The organism is Pseudomonas sp. SIMBA_041, from assembly GCF_046535095.1.
Classification (GTDB): Bacteria; Pseudomonadota; Gammaproteobacteria; order Pseudomonadales; family Pseudomonadaceae; genus Aquipseudomonas; species Aquipseudomonas mucoides.
This window is the reverse complement of record NZ_JAWRXJ010000005.1, coordinates 456,625-478,371: the sequence shown is the minus strand read 5'-3', so window position 1 is coordinate 478,371 and position 21,747 is coordinate 456,625. Positions and strand designations below refer to the sequence as shown.

Sequence of the window (21,747 nt, the reverse complement as noted above, 5' to 3'; positions counted from 1 at the left end):
GCGCCATTCCCAACCACAACCATCCACTTAATTCAGCCGACGCCCACTTGTGAGCGGACGGAACGAACCTATTGATTTTCTGTGGAGGGCAAGATGGATTCGAGTAACTGGATGAACCTCAATCCGAGCATGTTCTGCCGGCGCGACATGCTCAAGGCGCTGGCGGTCCTGGGGGCAACGGGTGTCTCGGCCAGCCTGCCCGCTGCGAAGCTTTGGGCAAACGCCCTGACATTGGATGAGGACACGGCCTATCAGCTTGGCATGCAAGCCTACGTGTATGGCTATCCATTGATTTACTTCGCCCGCCTGCGCTACACGCGCATGATGGAAGGCGATCCGATGATGAAGATCCGACAAAACCGGGGGCAGTGGCTACATCGCAATGTACCCGTGACGCCTGAAATCCCCGGAGCTCCGCAAACCGATACGCTGTACTCAACCTTGTGGCTGGATCTGCGTGCGCAGCCTTACATCGTTACCATTCCGCAAATGGACGATCGCTATTGGAGCATGCAGTTCTGCGATTTTTTCGGGTCGACCTTCGGCCTACCCAGCCGCCGCAGCTTTTCCAAAGGCGGGCGCGTAGCAGTGGTCGGTCCCGACTGGAACGGGCTGCTGCCTGTTGGCATCGATCTTGTGCTCAGAGCGAAAATCCCGCAGACATTCAATGTCCTGCGTATGTTCTTCGCCAATAACGACGACCGCCTGAAGGCCATCGACTATCAGAAACGCTTTGTCGTCGCGCCTCTGTCGGATTTCCTCGCAGGCCGGGACGCCGTTCCCGGCGTGGCTGCCGAACTCTCCAGGCCTCCCCTGCCGGCGGAAGATCCGCTGGCCGATTTCAAGGTTCTGCAGGACATGTGGCAGGAGTGCGCAGTTTCGAAAGAAGATGCTGCCGTCGCCAACCGTTTTACCCGCCTGGGATTGGCTCCAGGGCAGCACGGCTTCGAACAGCTCACCCCAGAAGTCCAGAAAGGTCTCAAACGTGCCGAACAGGATGGACGCCAGGCAGTGATCAAGGCTTCGCGGGCGCTCGCCGGGCAGCACACGGCCAACGGTTGGACCTTACCGAAACCCAGCCTGGGCTACTACACCGACAGCGACTATCTCTATCGCGCTTCGGTGGCATTGGCCGGCACCATTGCATTGCCGGTGACCGAGAACCCTTATCACTTACTGCAAATGGATGACTCCGGCGCCCTCCTCAATGGCGACTCACGCTACAGCCTGCATTTCCCGGCTGACCAGATTCCCGATGCCGAGGCGTTCTGGTCGCTGCATGCGTACAACAGCAAATACACGGTGATCGACAATCCGATCAATCGATACGCCATTGGTGATCGCACGACCAGCCTGAAGTATGGCGGCGATGGCAGCCTGGACATTTATGTCCAGGCCGAAGACCCGGGAGAGGACAAGCGTTCCAATTGGTTGCCGGTCAAAAGAGGCGATATTTTCTGGCTGATGGTGCGCGCTTATGAGCCCCGTGGCCTGATGAAAGAGTTGCGTTGGGAGGGGCCGAAGCTGATCAAGCTCGGCTGATCCTTGTGTAACAGAGGGGAAACCGGCCTTGGCCGTTATGGCAAGGCCACGCCGACCATGGAATGGTCGGCGTTTTTGTTTATGCCCGAAGTGAGAGTCTCTGCAGTGCAGCAATATCGGGGCCTGCAGGCTTCCCACGCACCTCCATGTGCCACATTTGTACCTGTGCATGTGTTAGTGGCTAACAGGGCGTGTACCAACAGAGTTGTCGGCAGAGGGCGAGCCCTGACCGTAGTGCTGCATTAAGGATTTTCTTACTCGAGCTTGCGGAAAGCCTGCTCCACGCCCCACGGTAAACTTCTGCCGCCGGTGGGTGGCCTCTCGAGCCGTTATTCGGCGAGCTGTTTTCTTGCCGTTACCGGCAGAGGGTGCAGCAAGACTTTTCTGAACTTCACCCTGGGACATATCGGCGCGAATTTCTAATAGTTTCGCGCACCGTTCTACGCGAGTGCAGACTCGAGTCTTATATAAAAATTGAACTGACCATAACGTAACTTTGTTCGGGGATACCGACGTGTGCCCTTGACGCTTTCACGCACGGTGCAAGTTACTTTCTGTTGGTAATGATTACGGAGCATTAGATGCTTGTATTTACGCGAAAGATCAACGAGGAGTTCCGAATTGACAGCATACGGGTGGCCGTCACCGGGATGCAGAACGGGGAGATCACGCTAGCAATCACAGCGCCAAAGGACGTCCGTATATACCGTGAAGAAGTGCACGGCAAGATCAAGACCCAAGAGCACCAGAACATCATTGACCGTGATTAATCGAGAACTTATCTCCCGCAGCGCGGCGATTCCACGGGGAGCTCCGCCATTAAATGTCACGCATCGAATATCCGAGAGAAGGGATTTACAAGTGTTGAGTAACGAATACATGAACCCGGACCAGCTCAAGATCTACTGGACCATGCTTGCTGATCAGCAAGAACAACTGGAAGACCGTGTCGCCGAAGCGCGAACGCTCATTCTGGAGCTCGGGTCGTCGGCCGACCCCGTCGATCTTGCAGTACTGGAAGAAGCACGCATTGAAATCCTGCGCCAGATAGACCATGACCAGAACAACCTGAGTGCTATTCGCAAAGCCCGTGAGCGAATCGTGAGCAAGGACTTTGGCTGGTGCATCATCTGTGACGAACCTATTGGCCTGGAGCGCCTGCTGTCACAGCCGATCGCAGAGCGCTGTATCGAACATCAGCACATGTGGGAGAAGCGGTTAGCGCAGATGGCCAAGGGAGCGGCACTGTGACCGCTGCGCGGTGGCCGTCCGTCGCGGCCAGCCCGCGAATTCGCGGGCGCGTTTAATCGTTTTTTACTGCTATCGGTGCAAGATCAGAAAACCCTGTTCCGATTGCCAGATAGACTGGTGCCTGCATAGAAGCGCACCCGCCACCGCCAGTTGAATTTCCCTCCCCTGGGAGGCTGGCCAGGCTGCGAATCCACTGCGCAAGGCCCTTTCGTGATCCCTGGATCTTCAACACGACCGAGGTACTCCATGCCCCACTCCATACGCTTGTTGAGCCTTGCCATGCTGCAGGCCTCCCTATTGATCGCTGCTGCGTCCACATCGCCGCAGACGCTGGCCGCGACGGCGCCGACCGTCGAGGTGCGCGCACCGGACAGCTTCTACGATCCGCCCGCCAACCCACCCGCCAAACCCGGCGTGTTGCTGCGCAGCGAGCCCCTGGCCGAAGCAAGCCTTCCCGCCGGCATGCGCGGCTGGCGCATCCAGTACAGCACCTCGGTGGACGACCACACCCCGGCCACCGCCGTGGCGACCGTCTTCGCGCCGACCGAGATGCCGGCCGGACCGCGCCCGGTGATCACCTGGGAACACGGCACCACAGGCCTGGTGCAACGCTGCATGCCGTCACTGATCTCGGTGCCGACTGAGGGCATTCCCGCCCGCGACAAGATCGTCAAGGCCGGCTGGGTCGTGGTGGCGACCGACTATTCGTTCACCGAAAAAGGCGGCCCGCACCCCTACATCATCGGCGAAGGCGAAGCCCGCGCGGCCCTCGACGCCACCCGAGCGGCACGGCAGATGCCCGAATTGAGCCTGGACGAGCGCACCGTGGTCTGGGGCCACTCGCAGGGCGGCCACTCGGCGCTCTGGACCGGCATAGTCGCGCCGCGCTACGCACCCGACGTGAAGGTGCTGGGCGTGGTCGGCATCGCCCCGGCGGCGAACATGAAGGACATCCTGGAAAACAACGTTGCGGTGAACAAACGTCTCGGCCCGTACATCGCCCAGGCCTACAGCCGCTTCTACCCGGACGTCAAATTCGACCAGGCAATCCGCCCCGAGGCGCGCGTCGCCGCCCATGAGATCGCCGGGCTCTGCGGCTTCTTCCCACCGCAGGATCCACAGCGTATCCAGGCGCTCACCACGACCTTCGAAGGTCCGTCGCTGAACCTGCCGGCGGACAAGGCCCTTGCGGCCCGGCTGGAGCAGAACACCGCCAACCAGCCGATCCCCATGCCGGAACTGATCATCCAGGGCCTCGCCGACCCGGTGGTGCTGCCGTCGATCACCCAGCGCTACGTCGACGAACGCTGCAAGGCCAGCCAGCGCCTGGAGTACTGGACCGTCGCCGAACGTGACCACGGCACTATCGTACGCCCGGGAACCCCGCTGGAGCAGCCGCTGATGGACTGGACCCAGGCACGCTTCGACGGCAAGGCGCAGGCTCAGGGCTGCTCGACCAAACCGTTGTAACGACCGCGGGCCTCTGCCTGACCCGAGCACTACCGACCGGCCCCTTCGCGGGCCGGTTTTCTTTTCCGCCGCAGGGTATTCCGGCCAGCGCCAAGGGCGCGCCGCTCAGGGCAGCCAATCCTCGGCCAACGCTGGCGCTTCATTGCCCTTTGAACCTAGACGACCGCCCCGCTACTTCGCGCGCCACGTCCAAATCCATGGCCGGGTTTGGTCACCCTAATAGACAAAGGCGCACATGCGCCCCGTGTATTGGCCGGAAGACGCCCAGCCGGCCGCCGACGCAGGCTATGGCGACGCAGAGCGCTGGCTATTCGCCTAATTAGCGATATTTCAGAACGAACTGGGCCATCGCACTCGCTCGCCCAGGGACAACCTGGTCGCCAATCTGAATGTAACGCCTCCCAGATTCAGGTCGTTGCGCCCCTCGGGAGTGATTGCAATCAGCCTCATCGGCTGCCCCAGGTAAACAGGCGTAGTGTTATCGGGCGGGTGCATCTACACCCCGACACCTTGAAGACAGGTTCAATATCCCGGCAGCGGCATCCTGAACATTGACGGTATCCACGACCATTTCTACCGCCATATCGCTATCGCAGTTCAGCGCAATGGTGAAACCTACATTGGGGTCGACGCTCCCCACACCTGCCAGACTGCTCGTATCAACGCGCCTCAGATCCACACTTACTTCTGGCTCCAGCAAGGTACAGGACCTTGCTGAAAGGGTAAGTGCGTTGGCGCCTACGTAGACGCAGATGTAGAAATCTTCCGGTCGCCCTGCAACAAGGCCATCATCGATCCGCATTGTATTCAAGCAGTTGCTCCTTCGGCAGTTGATAGAACCCCAGCTTCAATTCGGCGGCCGCCACATACCACACCAGCACATCGAGCCCGAGCGATCAGGTTTCGTTTTGCAGTTCGCCGCAGGGGGAAATCTGGATCCAGCCCGTCGTATTCACAGGGGTATATGAACTCGCCTTCGGGCCCCTCATCGCAATGGCATAGCCAATGCCCAACACTGAAAAGCGGAAGTCGGTATAAATCCGGCCACCATAGGACCAGGTCGAACCGGAGCCTGAAGCATCGCCCTCGCATGAGACGATTCGCCCTGATATCACACTGGAACATCTTCCCCTCCACGGAGGGTTTCGAGTTGGTCGAGATGGTCGAGATGGTGATATCTGCACTCCAGTGGTCTTCGGGCTGCTCGACAGTTTCTGCGTCGGGCGGCACCACATATAAATTCTTCAGATCACAATCCGTGTCTACATGCACTTCAAGCCGTCTGCCATCCGGAAAACAAAAGCAGAACAGTGACTACTAACTTGCTCATTAGAATTTCAACCTTGCGGAAAAATGGCGCTATTCAGGCGCTTTCCCGGTCTACGGAAAGTCCACAGGATGACGCCCGGCACCCACCGAAAGCTGATGAGGCCAGGATCGTCAGAAGGAAAAACTCGCTTCCTCGGTCATGACGCCGAAGTCGTCCACGGCGACCCAGGCCACCTTGCGTGGCTCTGTTGCGGCGATCGGATAACTCGCGGTTTCATGCGGGGCCAGCAGCGCCGCTTCCGGGATATCAACCCCATTCACCTTCAGGTACGCCAGCGAGACGTAGAACGGCGTCGGGTTGCTCACCTTCAGCTGCCCCATCGTGCCGCGATCGAAGGCGAGGCTGCGGTAGGCCTTGGCTGCCTGTTCCGGCTTCAGCGCCGCAGGCCGGCAGATCAGCTTCAGCTGGAATACCACCACCGTCTTGAGCACATCCTCCGCGTCCTTCTCCGAGGGAGGGATGACCTTCACGTTCAGCCAGAACAGCGTCTCGCGGTCCTTTGCCAATGCCCCCGGCGCCTTGATGATGCGCAGCGTGCGACTGACGCCCGAGTCCAGGCGGAACAGCGGCGGCACCACGGTCAACAGATCCGTTTCCCGCTCCGCCGCGTCGGTGATCCACGACTGGATCAGGTGCGGCGGCGAGCCCGTCGTGCGGTCGCGCACCCGCAAGCCCGCCTCGCGCTTGCCCTCGGCGAAGATCACCCGGGTCGCGCCCAGTTGCACATCGGCCTGGGCCAGCAGCGGGCCCAGGCCGCTCAGGCAGAACAGCAGACAAGCCAGCTTTCGCATCTTTCTTCACCTCACTCACACTTGGCCGACGTGTTGACGATGCCGGTGCCGTTCTTGTCTTCGGGCAGCTCGTACTTGGCCTTGCAGCTGTTGCCCGCGCCCTCGCCCCAGGAGACCTTGAGCACGCCGGTGGGCTGGAGGCCGGTCAGGTAGATCTGGCCCTTGTTGCCGACGATGTTGTCCGGATTGATCGGCTCGCCCTCGATATCCACGCGGGCGCCGAAGGGCACGAAGCCGAGCTGGTTCTTCAGCGAAATCAGTGCGCGGCGGCCGATGCGCGAGACGAACTTGGCGCGGGTCAGGGCGCCACGGGTCGGCACCACGTCTTTCACCGAGTCGACCATTTCCACGTCCTCCGGAGCCGCCTCGACGGACAGGCCGACCGAGTTCTTCCGGTAAGGCGTGGTGTAGGGGACAATGGCGTAGCCGCGGGAGTCAGTGTAGACGCCCGACTGACCCTGGACCTTCACCCCCGCCGCACCTCCGGCATCGACCAGTGCCGGGGACTCACCCATGTACTGGCCGACGGTGACGCCATCGCCATGTAGCAACACGCCGCCGCGGGCGCTGTAGTTTATCTGGGTGCTCGAGTCGTTGTAGGTGTAGCCAGCCGCGAACTCGCCGGCCCCACTCATGTAGCGCGCATTGAGGCTGCCATCGTTGCCACCGCCGGATTCGGTATAGCCCTGCTGCGCCGACCACGACAGGTTTTTGTCCTGCAGCGCATGGCCAGATAGGTTGACCCGGTGGCTGGCGCTGCCGCTCTTGCTAGTGGCATAGCTGTAGGAGCTGAAGAAGCCGTCGAACGGAATGCTCACGCTCACCGACAACGCATTGTCGGTGCTGACGTCGCTTTCCTGTTCATCCTGGGTGATCGAGCGGGTGTGACTGTAGTCGACGCTGAAGCTGACGTCCTTCCAGAAGTTGCTGTAGCCGACCGAAACCGACTGGTCCTTACGCCCGTTGCCCCAGTAGTCCTCACTGTAAAGGCTCATGTTCAGCGCTCCCAGTTCCGGCGACAGCGACTGGTTCATCGACACCTCGAAGCGGCTCTTGCGCCGGTTCAGGTAGCCCGAGCCGCCGTCGGTGTAGGTGTCGAGCACCTCGGTCATGCCGGCGTAGCCCTCAGTGGAATAGCGATAGGCGGCCAGGGCAAAGTCGGTGCCGGAGTCGACGAAGTTCTTGTTGTAGCGAATACGTGCCGACTGCCCGCCGGTCTTCTCCTCGTTGAAGGCCTGCGACCAGGCCTGGGTGATATCGGCAGAAACAGCCCCCCAGTCACCCATGTTCAGGCCGAGGCCGGCGGCGACGGAGTGATATACGTCGGCGGCTTGGAAACCGCCATAGACGGTCGTGCCATGGGCCAGGCCCTTTATGGCGGTGGCCTGCACGACCTTGCGCTTCTCCACGTCGTCGCTCGACGGCCGGTAGTCGCCGGCGGCCACGCTGTAGCTGAAGGCGCCTTCGCGACGCATGATCGCCAGGCTGGAGAACGGCACGATGAATTCCTGCTGGGTGCCGTCGCTCTCTTCCACGGTCACCATCAGATCACCGTTGCCGCCGGTGGCGTAGAGGTCGCTGATCTCGAACGGGCCGGGGGAGACGCTGTCTTTGTAGACTACATAGCCGTTCTGCCGCACAGTCACTAGCGCGGCCGTGCGGGCGATGCCGCGTACGATGGGCGCATAGCCGCGCTGGCTCTCCGGCAGCATGTCCTCGTCGGTGCCGAGCTGGAAGCCCATGAAGGGCACCGAGTCGAACACCTCGGAGGACGTGGTGGCCGCGCCGACGGTCAGTTCCGAGCCGATGCTCGGGAACACGCGCTTGGCGTAATTGTAGACCGACTCAATCTGCATGTCGGCGCTGCTCGAGGATTTGTTCACCGAAGTGAAGTTGCGGATGCGCCAGCCGCCGATATTTACCCCTGGCAGCAGCGACAGGCTCTGCGAGGACGAATTGCCGCCACCCTTGCGCGAGCTGCTGTTCAAGCCGCTGAAGCCATAGTTGAGGAAGGCGGCGTTCTCGCCCTGGTCCCACAGTGAGGGCGATACGCTGCCGCGCGCCTGCTTGACCATGGAGGCCTGCGGCACGCTGACATTGAGGCGCTGGGAGGCGAACACGAATTCGGTGGTGGCCTGCGGCACGGCATCGATGCTCAGGCATTTGGACAACTGCCCCACGCCCTGTATGAGCGACAAGTCGACGCCCCACTTGTCGAGCATCTCCAGCGACAGGCAGGGCTGCAGTACCTGGCCTTCGGTCGGCTCGAAGCGGATATCGCGCTTGTCCACGGCCTTGCCGTTGACATAGACATCGACGCGATAGATGCCAGGCAACTGCCCGGCCTGCCCCTGGAATACCGACAGATCGGTGACCGCTGGTGCGCCTCCGCCACTGTTCAGCATGGCCGGATCGAAGTATTCCTCAGCGCGAACGGGCCCCACTCCCACCATGATGAGCAGCGCCGTCCCTCCGGCAACGCTGACGAGACCGAGACGCACGAGACCCATTATCCGTTACCTTTCAACGCAGTGTTGGCATGGACTTGGCCGGCCGAACCGTAGTCGTTGATGACCTGCCATTTCACCTCACAGGCGGTGCCGGAAACCGCGCCGGCGAAGGTCTTAGATTCACCGGGCGCGACCCACCCGGGCGTCTTGATCTCCACGCCGCTGACCTTCACCGAGGCGAAATTCATGTAGTACTTGGTCGGGTTGCTGACGCCGAGGCTGGCGCCGCGGCAGTGCCATTGCAAGCCGGCCGCCATGGCATCCACGGTGTTGGCGAGCAGCGCCTGCGGCCGGTAGATCAGCTTCATCCGCGATTGCACGGAGAGGGTCAGTTGGTTGGCATCGACGCCAGACTTGACCGATGGAATGGAGCGCACGTTGAGCCAGAACAGCGATTCGCGGTCTTCCGGCAGGTTGCCGATCTTGATCACCCGCAATAGACTGGCCGACTCGGGAGCCATCTTGAACAGCGGCGGCGTCACCAGAAACACCGACTGGGCATCGCCGCCCTTCTCGTCCTCGACCCAGGCTTGGACCAGGAAGGCGCTCTTGTCGGTATTTTCCAGGCCGATGGAAGTGTCCTTCACCGCCCCCTTGAAAACCAAGCGAGTGCCGCCGACGACGACACCGGCGTGGGCAACTTGCAGGGAAGAGACAAGCAACAGACAAGCCGCTATGAATACATGTTTCACGACATTTACCCTCAAAAGAACCCATCTGGCGATGGAAGGAAGTTCATTTGAGAGAAATATAAAAAATTACCATCCAACAACATATCAGGGATGTATTGTAGATTTGTAGGGATTCCCTTATCTCCCTAAAAAGCACACAGCGACGGACCGCCAACAGGTCCACCCCAAGAAACAATTACATATATTAATATAATAATTATCTGCGCAACTCTCTAGCGCACCGCCTTAGCTATCGATATTTAAGTGTAAATTGAGCAGTACCTTTAGCCTTACCCACCACTACCTTGCTTGCATTCTGATAATAGCGCGCCGCCATATTTATAGTATTTTGCCCCAGCGTGGTCTGGGGAATTATTCGAACTTCCTCACCCAACGGCATGATGGTCACACCATCCGCTTGCAAGAGCTGAATGGCCACTCCCGAAGCCCCGCCCGAATCCACTCTCAATAATCCCTTGCTGGCATCGGCAGCGCCAGAACTGCTGACCGTCATGTCGATTGCAACTTCCCCATTGCATTGCAAAGGTATGGAGAAATGCTCCGCCGGGGAAACGCTGCCGACACCTTTGAAATATTCACTCGCACTTACCTGATGAAGATTGACATCGATCTCACTGTCGACCAAATCGCACCCGAGCCCTTCATGGGTTACGCTGCCCGCACCAATATACATATAGCCCCGATCATACTCAATATATGGAGTCCTGAGATGCGCATAGATCAAGTTCAGCAAATTGGTCTGAGGAAAGGCATAGGTGCCGGGCTTTATCGGGCCAGTCGAGACATATATGAGCATCACCTCCAACCAACCAGGATCGTCATAACTATTTTCTGAAGACCAAAAATAATTAGAACTGTCAACCGGAGTCCAGTCTGCAGTACCCAAACCAACAGCCTTTAGTCCAATGGCAACTCCAACCCCATCAATTCCTGTTTTATACAGCGGATAACTTTTCCCTTGATACTTCCACGTCACACCAGCTCTATCAGCCACTGCGTCAGCCATCCCCACGTAATTATCTCCATGCGGACAGGCCCCCGCACTTGTAATTATCTGACGTCCACTAAAAACCGGCCCCCCCAGCTGAACCCCGACCTGAGATACATCCTGCGCAAGATCAACCTCAATCTGCGGTGACGGCATAGAAAGATCATAAACTTGACAATCATCTGTCGCCGCCTCAGCTGCGCGAAACGCAAATACAGCGAAGGAAAAAGCAAGAATAGGAAATAGCCTTCTCATCACCGCCACCCCATTACATCGAATTTACCCAGACAACAAAAAACCCGGCCAAACCAAAGACTCAGCCGGGATTACCGATTAGTTGTAAACCAGCGTGAAGTTGGCAACCGCGTCAGCCTTACCACCCACCACGGTCTTCGAGGTAGCCATGTACTTGGCGACATAGTTCAGCACCAAGTCGGTCTGCCCTTCCGCCAGCGGGTTGTACACGGACTGGTGGTGCAGCTTGATTTGGGTGGTACTGTCGTACTCGTAAAATGCTATACCCACGCCCTTGGCGCCACCCTCGGCAGACTGCAGCGCAAGCAGGTCGGCGTTCTCGGCATCGGCCGAACCGTCGAAGACCACGCCCACGCTGCCGATGCCGGTCGGACAGTTAGCCAACGAGATCTTCAGCGGCGCCGAACCCAAGGTGGCACCCACCACGCCTCCGAAGGCGGTGCGGTCGACCATGCCCAGGTCGAGATCCATGGCTTGGGCGCCGCCAACGACGTCACAACCCTTGTCGATGATCGTGCCGGTGATGGCGATGCTGCCGGCGACGGCATAACTTTGTGCAGCCAGCATGCCAGAGAAGATGACAGCAGAAGCCAGGAGAAATTTTTTCATAACAAAACCTACTTGATTGATAAAATGCATCGTTGATACCCGAGCCATGCTTCCTCGAGATGGAATCATTATATCAATGCAAAAAGCACCGACCCAGAAGGCGATCCTTAGCCGCATGTAGGGATTCCCCTCATTAACTATCAAAGCACAAAGTACGCGATATAGAACGAACCACCTTAGTTATAAACCAGGGTGAAATTAACCACAGCACTGGCCTTACCAGCCGTTACCGTTTCGGAGGTCGCCTTATACTTTGCGACATAGCGCAATGTGGTTCCCGACTCACCGTTGAGGATATTCGCCCGCCCCTGCATTCGCAGTGGAATCAGTGTCGTCCCATCGATTTCATAGAGAGCGATACCTACCCCCTGCGCACTGTTGGCACCCTGTAGGGCGAGAATGGCATCGTCGTCCGCGCTGGATATTCCGTCGAATACCAGCCCCACACTGGTCAGCGAAGGATGGCAGTTGGCTAGTTCGATGTTGAACTGCGCCGAACCGACGGTGGAACCGGCACCCTTGAACGATTTGACACTCATGATACCCATGTTCACGGTTTGCGCATCACTGCCCGGCGCAACATCACAGCCACCAGCAATGATCTCGCCATCGAAATTGATCACGCCATCGGAAGCGGCCTGAACGGAAGAAAAGCCCAGCACTCCCAACAACGCACAAAGAGAAACAACAGGAAACTTTGACATGATGATTAACCTCGCAAGCGGTGACTGTCGCAGACGACCCGACACTACCCCCCATCCAGAGAAGTAGAACAATGAATTTCTAGTTGTAGACCAAGGCGAAGTTTGCAACCGCTTCGGCAGTTCCGGCCGCCATATCCTTCGAGGTCGATTTGAACTTCAGGATATAACGCAAGAGCATGGCGGTCTGTCCTTCGGCGATGGGCTTGAATTCGGACTGCCGATACAACGGGATCTGTGTCGTGGAATCGGATTCGTAAAACGCAATACCCACTCCCTCGGCGGCATCTTTCCCCTGCAGCGCCAATAAACGGGTATCCGACAAATTTGCCGGCCCGTCGAATACTATCCCGACGCCACCAGACATTACCGGACAATTGATCAGCGGAATTTCGATCACCCCGGCGCCGGAAGTTGCGCCGGCCATCCCACCGAAGGATGAAATATCCAGCTGCCCCAACTCGATACTCAGCGACTTGCTGTCGCCGGGAACATCGCAGCCCTTGTCCAGCACCGCGCCGGTTACATGTACAGACCCTTCAATTCTGGGAGTGCCTGGCTCCGCCTGGACTATTTCGTACTCAACCAGATAGCCGACAGCAATAGCGCCCACCAGTAGTATTCTCTTCATTTTTTTCATGGGATTGATTCTCTCCCGAGAGCTGTTCATGTCTTAATAACAGAAGTTACTACAACACTCCGTGCAGCCCCCCTGAATGACAAGTAGGGAAATCCCTAATAGGACAACCGCGAAAAATCCGAAGTACTCAAAAAAGCGGACAATGGGGAACCGCCCCACTGAACGCTAAAAAACCCCCATCCGAATCATCGGAGGCCTCGCCGGAGCGAAGTGTCCGCTACCCAGCACAGCAGCAGGAACAGCACCACCGACATCAACAGGAAACACTACCCGCCCTCCTGCGGCTGGGCGGTCTGGGCGGTTTCTTCCGCGCGCGGGCTCATCAGAAGACCCAAAACGTGGAGGCACCGACTGCTCCGCAGCGATGCCACGAATAGCATCTGCCTCACGAAAGTCAGCAAGCAGATCGACACCCTCCTGCCAGGAGGACTCGACGGTAGCGCCTACCGCCTGGCCGAGCGCGAAGCCCGCCTCGACATCGGTCTGGCGATTCAGGCGCTGAAGCCGATTTTGCTTCGCTTCGTCCCACCGCAGCTTGGCAAGCGCGCAGGGACAGGTCGGGGTGCCCGCCCCGCCCCTCCTCACGCTCCCTGCGAGCGCCTCCGCCCCCCCCCCTGAAGACTGCCCCGTTCGGCCATGGAGATCGTGGCACCGGACAGAAAGAGCATGACCATTCTTACGAAACCGCGCAGCATCCCGCCCTCGGTCAAAAGCGCAGGTAGGCCGACGCTGTGGTCTGGTCGACGTCCAGATCGCCGACCTTCAGGGCCACCTGCTCCAGGCGCAGGCCCAGTCCGCCGACCACATCCACTTCGGCACCGAAGCCATATAGGGTGTCCATGTCCTCGGACGAACCAGTAACATCGTCATCATCGCTGCGCCAGGCATGCAACCCTGCGATGCCATAGACACGGATACGCTGCCCCAGCGGGAACCCCAGTTGCGCACTTGCCTGGGCTGATTGGCCGCTGAAACTCTCGCGACCGCCGCTTAGTTCGCCAAAGTCCACCACCGCGCCCTCGAAGGCCAGGTAGTCATTGAGGCGATACCCTGCATAGACCTTGTAGCTCTCATCGGAATCGTCGAGCTCGCGCTCGTCGACCTCGAAGCGGGCAATGCCGCCGCCGACAAACAGGCCGCTGTCGGCTAGAGCAAAGGCCGAACCGGACAGCAGAACAATCGTGGAAATTATTTTCGACAAACGCATACCTACTCCCATTACTTGTAAATTTCGAAAAGCCGTTGGTCACTCGCTAAAAAACGTCATCCCCAGCAGACTGCGGAGTGATTGCGCAGCACCCAAAACATGGATAAAACAACCATCGACACCGGCGATGTGAAACCGATGAGATCGGCGGGCAACTCGCCGCGCATTACCGCTCAGCACAGCAGCAGGAACAGCAATATCGTCATCAGAAAAACGCGCAATATCGTCATCAGAAAAAAACTCATTATCGTCATCAGGAAAAAGCGCAGTCCGCCTTCCCGCGACCCGACGGCCTGTTCAACCCCTTCCACCCCCCGCCCCATCAGAAGCCCCGGTAGGAGGAGGCGCCGTCCTGCTCCGCAGCGATGCCACGAAAAGCATCCGCCTCACGAAAGTCAGCATGCAGATCGACACCCTCCTGCCAGGAGGACTCGACGGTAGCGCCCACCGTCTGACCGAGCGCGAAGCCCGCCTCGACATCGGCCTGGCGATTCAGGCGCTGAAGCCGGTTTTGCTTCGCTTCGTCCCGCCGTAGCTTGGCAAGCGCGCCGCGCAGGGACAGGTCGGGCTGCCCGCCCCGCCCCTCCTCACGCTCCCCGCGAGCGCCTCCGGCGTCCTCCTGAAGGCCGCCCTGTTCGACCGTGACGATCGTGGCACCGGACAGAAAGAGCATGACCATGATGGTTTTTGCGAAACGCATGATTCCCCTCGGTTGCGGCCCAACTGAGCCCTAAAGAAAATGGCCGTGCCGACGGATACGCGGCATCGGTATTCATTGTTCATCTGCAAAGGCACTCGGGTTCGCGACGGGCAGCACCGCCGGCACGAGTGCGAAAAAAGGTGCCAGGACCGGGCGCCGCACCCCTTGCGCCAGGGCACCCGGTACTGGGCTGACTCGTCACTGCTGGAGCAATTCGGGCAACACGTCGGCCTTCAATTCAGCCATCGCCGCGATATCGATCGCCGCCATCGGCCGGCCAAGCAGATAGCCCTGGGCATAGCGGCAACCGAGCGAGCACAGCAAGGCCAGTTGTGCCGGCGTCTCGACGCCCTCCACCACCAGCTCGACGCCCATGGCGCGCGCCATGTCCACCGCGGACCGGATAACCTCCACGCTACGTGGCTGCAGATCGCTGGCGCGAATGAAGGCAGCATCGAGCTTCACCTCGTTGAACGGCAGCTCGCACAACCGGTTCAACGACGAAAAGCCCAAGCCGAAGTCGTCCATCGACACCTTGCAGCCGAGCATGCGCAGGCGCAGCAGCGCTTCCTGGGCGGCGGGCAGGTCGGCGATCTCGCCGGTCTCGGTCAGTTCCAGGGTGATGGCGCCCGGCGGCAGCCAATGTTCGGCCAGCGCGGCACGAATGCGCTCGACCAGATGCTGCGATTCCAGTTGCGCGGTGTGAACGTTAAACGCCATGGGCAGGTGAATACCGCGCTGACGCAGGGAACACTGGAACTTCAGGCTAGGCAGGAACATTGCCCAGAACAGTTCGTCGAGCAAGCCGTACGCCTCGATGACCGGCAGGAACGCCGCCGGACCGAGCAGCCCCTGCTGCGGATGACGCCAGCGCGCCAGTACTTCGACGCCGACGACGCGGTTGAGCTGGATGTCGCGCTTGGGCTGAAAGAAGGGCTCGAACTCATCCTCCAGCAGGGCACGCCGCACTTCGGCAAACCCAGGCTGTGCAGGCGGCACGCCAGGCACCACAGTCGGGAGGGGGGTGCTTGCCGCTGCACGCTCCATCAGTGCACCGATCTTGCGCAACGTGTACGGCTTGCCCAGGTCACCGATATAGGCGAGCCCCAGCCCCGCCACCATGGCGGCGACACCCCGGCGTAGTGAGGGCTCGATATCGCTGCAGATGATCACCGCTTCCACCAGCCGCTCTTGCGCGGCGCGCCGAAGGAAGGCCAGGCCATCCATGCCTGCCATCTGCAGATCGCAGATCACCAGGCGCACACCACCACAGGCACGCAACAGCGCAAGCGCCTCCGCCCCGTCGCCCGCTTCCAGCGCGTCGGTAACGCCGATCAACCCGAGCGCGGCGCGCAGGACGGCACGCTGAAAACGATTGTCCTCGAGCAGAATGACCTTGCCGGTTTGCATGATTTGTCCCCATAGGTTGCATGCCGGCAAAGCTACACAATACCCGGAGCAGACTTCCCCTAAGCCCTTGTAGGGTTTTCCCTATTCCGGGAAATCGCCTTTCAGCACTCGGGATAATCCGAGAAAATATGCAGCATTCCCCTACCCATTGCGGCGGGTTGGATTAAAGTGAGTTGGATTAAAGTGAATTGGCGTGCAGCCTTCGAGGTGACCATGAGTAAGATAATGATTGTCGACGATCATCCCACTGTACGTCTGGCGGTCAGGGTGATCCTGGAGCGCGAGGGTCACCAGATAGTCGCGGAGGCCGACAACGGCATCGACGCGATCAAGCTGGCCCGCGAGGCGATGCCGGACATCGCCATCATCGACATCGGCATTCCGTTGCTCGACGGGCTGGACGTCATCGGCCGCATGCGCAGCATCGGCTTGCGCATCGACACCCTGGTACTGACCTCGCGGCCCTCTTCGCTCTTCGCCAGCCGCTGCATGAGCGCCGGCGCGTCCGGCTACATCAACAAGAGCGACAACCTGGAGGAGCTGGTCAGCGCGGTGAAGGCGGTGGCCGCCGGCTACGGTTTTTTCCCGCGGGACGCCCTCTACGATCGCGAACACAACAACGAAAAAGAGGCCTTCGGCTCGCTGACCGACCGCGAAATGATGGTGCTGCAGGCCATCGTCCGCGGCGTGAAGATCAAGGACATCGCCACCACCATGCTGCTCAGCGACAAGACCGTGAGCACCTACAAATCGCGGATCATGCAAAAGCTCAGCGTGGGCAACAACGTTGAACTGGTGGACTGCGCACGGCGCAACGGCTTGGCCTGATGCTGGCTTCGGCGCTCGCTCGCCGAGCGATGGCCTCGGACGACAGCCTCCCACTCGCTCGCCTGTAGGACTGACGATGAAACGACTGTTTCGCCCACTTCTGTTCCTCGCCGTCGCCCTTGCCGCCAGCCTCGCCGGCGCCGACGAACTCGAACTGCTGGCCCGCACGCACTACCGCCTTGCGCTGAACGATCCGCTGACCCTGCAACTCATGTCCGCCCGGCAACGGATCGTCGTCGGCGTGGTCCGGCCGGATTTCCGCCCCTTCGACATCACCACCGACGGGCGGGCCTACGAAGGCCTGTCGGCGGACTACCTGGCCATCGTGAAGGACACCCTGGGCGTCGAGGTGAAGATACGCCCGTTCGACAGTCTCGAAGACGCCTTCGCGGCACTGTCCGGGCGCGAGATCGACCTGCTCAGCACCATCACGCCCGAGCAGGTCGCCGGCCACCGGGCCCGGCTCAGCGACGCCTACAGCCAGGACAGCCCCCACCTCTTCAATCGCACCAACGAGCTGCGCCAGCTCGATCGCCTGGTGGGCGTCTCCATCGCGATGAGGGCCGGCTACCTGCCCCCCGACCAGGCGAAGCAGCTGTTCCCCGGGGCCAACCTGCATTTCTTCAAGACCGATGAACAGGCCATCGCCGCCGTCGCGTTCGGCAACCTGGACCTGTACTTTGGCAATTCACTGAGCGCCGGCTACGTGATCAATCGCAGCTACTACAACTACATTCGTCCGCTGGCCTACCGGATACCTCCGCTGCGCGGCATCGGTTTCGCCGTGCGCGACGATGACGGCCTGTTGCTGCATGCAATCAACGCTGTCCTGGCCGGCATCACCGAGGACCGCCGTGAGGAAATTGCCCGGCGCTGGATCGGCGGCGTGGACTTCGGCGCGGATACCCAGTTGCACCTCACCTCGTTGCAGACGAACTGGCTGGCCCGCCACCCATCGATCGTCTTCGGCGCCGTCGAGGACTTGCCGCCCATTTCCTTTTACGACGAGTACGGCCGCTACAGCGGCCTGGTGGCCGACCTGCTGAACATAGCCACGTCGCAGACCGGCATCCGATTCGAGCTGCGCCGGCATACCCAAACCAGCGAGATGACCCAGGACCTGGCGACTGGCAAGACCCAACTGGTCGTCACCTCGCCTACCAGCCACATACCCGGCCTGCACTACACCCACCCGTTCGTCGCCGGCGCCTATGTCTACATCGGCCGCACCGATGGAGACTCGGACGGCAGCACGCCACGGCGCCTGGCGCTGTCTCGCGGCCACCCGCTGGAAGCCTTCTTCCACACCCGTCATCCGGATCTGCAACTGGTCGGTACCGACAGCCTGCGCGAGTCGCTGCGAGCGGTGGCTGCCGGCGATGCCGACCTCACCGTCGCCGGCATCACCACGGCCCAGTACCTGCTCAATGTCCTCAACAGCCCGAATCTGCGTATCGGCGGGCTGGTCGATGCGCCCGATGCCCTGCTCGCCTTCGCCAGCCCGGACCCGACCCTGATCGGCGTCCTGGACCAGGTCCTGCTGCAGGTTCCGCCCAACGAGATCAATACCCTCGCCACCCGCTGGCGTACCAACGCCGCGCAGACGGAAACCACCTGGCAACGCTACAAGCCGCTGTTCCTGCAGATGCTGATCGCATCGGCAGCCTTCCTCGCCCTCACCCTGCTCTGGGCCATCTACCTGCGCCGACAGATCCGCCAGCGCGAACGGGCCGAGGCGGCGCTGGCCGAGCAGTTGGCGTTCAAGCAGTCGCTGATCAACGGCATTCCCCAGCCGGTGTATGTCCGCGACCGCGACGGCAACCTGCTGAGCTGCAACGACAAGCTCCTGGAGCTCACTCAGATGTCCCGGGAACAGGTGATCGGCCAACCCACCCGGGCGATCACCACGCTGCCCGCCGAAGAGCAGCGGATGCTCGAGCGTGAGTACGAACAGGTGATCGCCAGCGGGGCGGCCCAGGAGAGCGACCGTGAACTGCACGTGAATGGCGCCGTCCACCACCTCTTCCACTGGATCCACCCATACCGCAATGCCGAAGGCGAGATCCGCGGCATCATCGGCGGCCTGATCGATATCAGCGAGCGCCTGCGTCTGGTCGACGCGCTGCGCTCGGCCAAGGAACAGGCCGACCAGGCCAGCCGGGTGAAGAGCACCTTCCTGGCGACCATGAGCCACGAGATCCGTACGCCGATGAACGCCATCATCGGCATGCTCGAACTGGCGTTACGCAAGCTGGATGCCGGCCAGACCGACCGCAAGGCGATCGAGGTGGCCTACGACTCCTCCCACGGCCTGCTCGAACTGATTGGCGACATCCTCGACATCTCCAAGATCGAGGCCGGCAACATGACCCTGAAACCCGCGGCGGAACACCTCGGCGAACTGATCCTCTCGGTGGTCCGGGTCTTCGACGGGCTGACCAAGCAGAAGGGCCTGCAACTGGACCTGGCGCTGGACGACAGCGTGCGCCGCTGCGTGTCCGTCGATGCGCTGCGCTTCAAGCAGGTGCTTTCCAACCTGCTGAGCAACGCCATCAAGTTCACCGACGAAGGCAGCGTCGGCATCAGCGCCAGTACCCGCCCCGCAGGACAGGACGCGATCCTGCTGCACCTGAGCGTGCGCGATAGCGGCATCGGCATCAGCGCCGCCGATCAGGACCGCCTGTTCGCCCCTTTCACCCAGGTCGTCGCCCCGGGCCATGCGGCGCGCGGCGGAACCGGGCTGGGACTGTCGATCTGCCGCTCCATCAGCGAAATGATGGGCGGCCAGTTGTACCTGGAAAGCACCCTGGGCGAGGGCACCGTCGTACACCTGGAGCTGCCGCTGCCCCTGGCCACGGATGCGCAGATTGAAGCAACGGCGGCTCCCCAGGCCAGCCTCCGGACCGGCCCCGCCAGACCGTTGCGCGTGCTGGTGGTCGACGACCACCCGACCAATCGGCTGCTGGTCACCCAGCAACTACAGCACATGGGCCACTCGCTCCTGGAGGCCGAAGACGGCTACGCCGCGCTGGCAGTGCTTGATGGCGCCGCGGTCGACCTGATCATCACCGACTGCAACATGCCCAACCTGAATGGCTACGACTTAGCCCGGCAGGTCCGTGCACGGGAAGCGGAGACGGGCACGCCGCGCTGCCCCATCGTCGCCTACACCGCCAATGCGCAGCAGGAGGAAATCGAGAAATGCCTGGCCGCCGGCATGGATGCCTGCCTGTTCAAGCCGCTGAGTCTGGACGACCTGCAGGACTGCCTGGCCCGCCTGCTCCCCGCCGAGCCTTCGCCCCCCTCACCCGCGCCCAAGCCTGCCTTCGCCAACTACGATGCCGAACTCATGCGTGCGCTGGTGCAGTCCATGGCGCAGACCAGCCGAGCCGACCTGCTCGCGCTGCAGGCGCGCATCGAGCAGCGCGACTTGCCCGCCATCTCCGATCTCGCGCACCGGATCAAGGGGCCTGCGCAGATGATCGCGGCAAGCACCATCGTCGAATGCTGCGAGGCACTGGAGCGCGAGAGCCGTTCCGAGACGCCCTCGTTCGACACCGTCGAGGATAGCTTCCGGCAACTGTGCGAGGCGCTGCAGGCGCTCGAATCCAGCGTCGGCAATTGACCTGCGGGGTGGCTGGCACAGGGATTACCGAGGCCGCCTCGGGGAATTCCTGACGCCACCCTCCGGGTCAACTTTTTGTCCGCTGCGGAGTTGTTTGGCGATCTGGCGCTTCTCAAACTCGCGTGCTTTATTCCGCCAATCTTCACGGAGCGATTCATGCGGTTTCCCTCTCGTCGCACCCTCCTCGCCGCAAGCCTCGTGCTCGGCCTGGGCGCCCCTCTTGTACAGGCCGGCGAAACCCCGACCAAAGTCACTGCCCTCAACTTCATCCGTGCCGAAACGGATCAGTATTTCGCCAAGACCGTCCGCGAAGGCGGCTTCGGCCGGTTGCTGCACGACCGCGAACCCACGCCGCAGGACAAGCAGACCGTGGTGCGCATGAACCGCGACACCCTCTACTCCTCGGGCGTGTTCGACCTGGATGCCGGGCCCGTCACCCTTTCCCTGCCCGACGCCGGCCAGCGCTTCATGTCGATGCAGGTGTTCTCCCAGGACCACTACGTCACCGACGTCACCTATACCCCCGGCCCGCATACCTACAATCGCGACCAGGTAGGCACACGCTACGTCTACGTGATCGTGCGGACCCTCGCCAATCCCGAAGACCAGAACGACATCCGTGCCGCGCAGAAGCTGCAAGACGCGATCAGTGTCCGCCAGGCCGGCAAGGGACAATACGAGCCAGCCCATTGGGACAGTGCCTCGCAGGACAAGGTGCGTGACGCGCTGAACACGTTGAGCGCCCTTGGCGGCGACGGCGTGCGCTTCGGCACGCGCGAGCAGGTGAACCCCATTGCCCACCTGCTGGGCACCGCCACCGGCTGGGGCGGCAACCCCGAGTACGCGGCGAAATACGTCAGTGTCTATCCCCAACGCAACGACGGACACACCGTGCACCGCCTGAGGGTCCGCGACGTGCCGGTAGACGGTTTCTGGTCGATCAGCGTGTACAACGGCGCCGGCTACTTCGAGAAGAACGGCCCCGGCGCGGTGTCGCTGAACAACCTGACCGCGCGCAAGGACGCCAATGGCGTCGTCACCGTGCAGTTCGGCGGTTGCGAACCCTCCACGGCGAACTGCCTGGCGGTGACACCCGGCTGGAACTACGTGGTGCGCCTGTACCGGCCGCGCGCGGAGATCCTCGACGGTCGCTGGACCTTCCCCGCTGCCAAATCGCAGCTGTGACGGCTCCGGGAAA

19 protein-coding genes are annotated in these 21,747 nt (G+C 61.0%); 7 read left to right on the top strand and 12 right to left on the bottom strand.

Annotation, left to right across the window (positions count from 1 at the left end; translation table 11 throughout):
- Positions 1-147: 147 nt before the first annotated feature.
- The 4 genes from SB725_RS14930 to SB725_RS14915 all read left to right on the top strand — a co-directional run bounded on the left by SB725_RS14930 (position 148) and on the right by SB725_RS14915 (position 4,263).
- Entirely contained in the window at positions 148-1,542 is a 1,395-nt protein-coding gene (locus SB725_RS14930; protein WP_410922035.1) for a DUF1254 domain-containing protein, read from the top strand.
- 581 nt (positions 1,543-2,123) lie between these two features.
- Positions 2,124-2,312 carry a carbon storage regulator gene (locus SB725_RS14925; RefSeq protein ID WP_410922033.1) on the top strand — a complete coding sequence of 63 codons (189 nt, stop codon included), beginning with the start codon at positions 2,124-2,126 and terminating at the stop codon, positions 2,310-2,312.
- Positions 2,313-2,403: 91 nt separating this feature from the next.
- Positions 2,404-2,793, top strand: a complete 390-nt coding sequence (locus tag SB725_RS14920) for a TraR/DksA family transcriptional regulator (protein ID WP_410922032.1) — start codon at positions 2,404-2,406, stop codon at positions 2,791-2,793.
- 279 nt (positions 2,794-3,072) lie between these two features.
- The gene (locus SB725_RS14915; RefSeq protein WP_410922031.1) at positions 3,073-4,263 is read left to right on the top strand and encodes a lipase family protein; all 1,191 of its coding nucleotides are present in this window, start codon (positions 3,073-3,075) and stop codon (positions 4,261-4,263) included.
- Between the two features lie 478 nt (positions 4,264-4,741).
- Here SB725_RS14915 and SB725_RS14910 read toward each other — a convergent pair whose 3' ends face one another.
- From SB725_RS14910 to SB725_RS14855, 12 genes are all read right to left on the bottom strand, one after another.
- Positions 4,742-5,074: a hypothetical protein gene (locus tag SB725_RS14910; RefSeq protein WP_155953723.1), complete on the bottom strand. Its 333-nt coding sequence runs from the start codon at positions 5,072-5,074 to the stop codon at positions 4,742-4,744.
- A 629-nt stretch (positions 5,075-5,703) separates the two neighbouring features.
- On the bottom strand, positions 5,704-6,384 hold the full coding sequence (locus tag SB725_RS14905; protein WP_410922030.1) for a molecular chaperone: 681 nt from the start codon (positions 6,382-6,384) through the stop codon (positions 5,704-5,706).
- 11 nt (positions 6,385-6,395) lie between these two features.
- A complete protein-coding gene (locus SB725_RS14900) occupies positions 6,396-8,894 on the bottom strand; it encodes a fimbria/pilus outer membrane usher protein (RefSeq protein WP_410922029.1) in 2,499 nt (832 codons plus the stop codon).
- Positions 8,894-9,556 (bottom strand): molecular chaperone, encoded by a 663-nt coding sequence (locus SB725_RS14895; RefSeq protein ID WP_050590178.1) that lies wholly within the window; start codon positions 9,554-9,556, stop codon positions 8,894-8,896. Before SB725_RS14895 ends, SB725_RS14900 begins: the two co-directional genes overlap by 1 nt.
- Positions 9,557-9,815: 259 nt before the next feature.
- Complete coding sequence (locus SB725_RS14890) at positions 9,816-10,829, bottom strand: fimbrial protein (protein WP_410922028.1); 1,014 nt, start codon at positions 10,827-10,829, stop codon at positions 9,816-9,818.
- 78 nt (positions 10,830-10,907) lie between these two features.
- Entirely contained in the window at positions 10,908-11,438 is a 531-nt protein-coding gene (locus tag SB725_RS14885) for a fimbrial protein (protein WP_410922027.1), read from the bottom strand.
- Positions 11,439-11,614: 176 nt separating this feature from the next.
- On the bottom strand, positions 11,615-12,142 hold the full coding sequence (locus SB725_RS14880; RefSeq protein ID WP_027923331.1) for a fimbrial protein: 528 nt from the start codon (positions 12,140-12,142) through the stop codon (positions 11,615-11,617).
- Between the two features lie 79 nt (positions 12,143-12,221).
- A complete protein-coding gene (locus tag SB725_RS14875) occupies positions 12,222-12,779 on the bottom strand; it encodes a fimbrial protein (RefSeq protein ID WP_410922026.1) in 558 nt (185 codons plus the stop codon).
- A 706-nt stretch (positions 12,780-13,485) separates the two neighbouring features.
- Positions 13,486-13,986 carry an outer membrane beta-barrel protein gene (locus SB725_RS14870; protein WP_194939598.1) on the bottom strand — a complete coding sequence of 167 codons (501 nt, stop codon included), beginning with the start codon at positions 13,984-13,986 and terminating at the stop codon, positions 13,486-13,488.
- Positions 13,987-14,159: 173 nt separating this feature from the next.
- Positions 14,160-14,297, bottom strand: a complete 138-nt coding sequence (locus tag SB725_RS14865; protein ID WP_194939599.1) for a hypothetical protein — start codon at positions 14,295-14,297, stop codon at positions 14,160-14,162.
- 11 nt (positions 14,298-14,308) lie between these two features.
- Entirely contained in the window at positions 14,309-14,686 is a 378-nt protein-coding gene (locus SB725_RS14860) for a hypothetical protein (protein ID WP_194939600.1), read from the bottom strand.
- Positions 14,687-14,884: 198 nt separating this feature from the next.
- On the bottom strand, positions 14,885-16,096 hold the full coding sequence (locus SB725_RS14855; RefSeq protein ID WP_194939601.1) for an EAL domain-containing protein: 1,212 nt from the start codon (positions 16,094-16,096) through the stop codon (positions 14,885-14,887).
- A gap of 213 nt (positions 16,097-16,309) precedes the next feature.
- Here SB725_RS14855 and SB725_RS14850 point away from each other — a divergent pair, with 213 nt between their 5' ends.
- From SB725_RS14850 to SB725_RS14840, 3 genes are all read left to right on the top strand, one after another.
- Positions 16,310-16,924: a response regulator transcription factor gene (locus tag SB725_RS14850; RefSeq protein WP_194939602.1), complete on the top strand. Its 615-nt coding sequence runs from the start codon at positions 16,310-16,312 to the stop codon at positions 16,922-16,924.
- A gap of 76 nt (positions 16,925-17,000) precedes the next feature.
- Entirely contained in the window at positions 17,001-20,549 is a 3,549-nt protein-coding gene (locus SB725_RS14845; RefSeq protein WP_410922025.1) for an ATP-binding protein, read from the top strand.
- A 156-nt stretch (positions 20,550-20,705) separates the two neighbouring features.
- Positions 20,706-21,734, top strand: a complete 1,029-nt coding sequence (locus SB725_RS14840) for a DUF1254 domain-containing protein (RefSeq protein WP_410922024.1) — start codon at positions 20,706-20,708, stop codon at positions 21,732-21,734.
- Positions 21,735-21,747 lie beyond the last annotated feature (13 nt).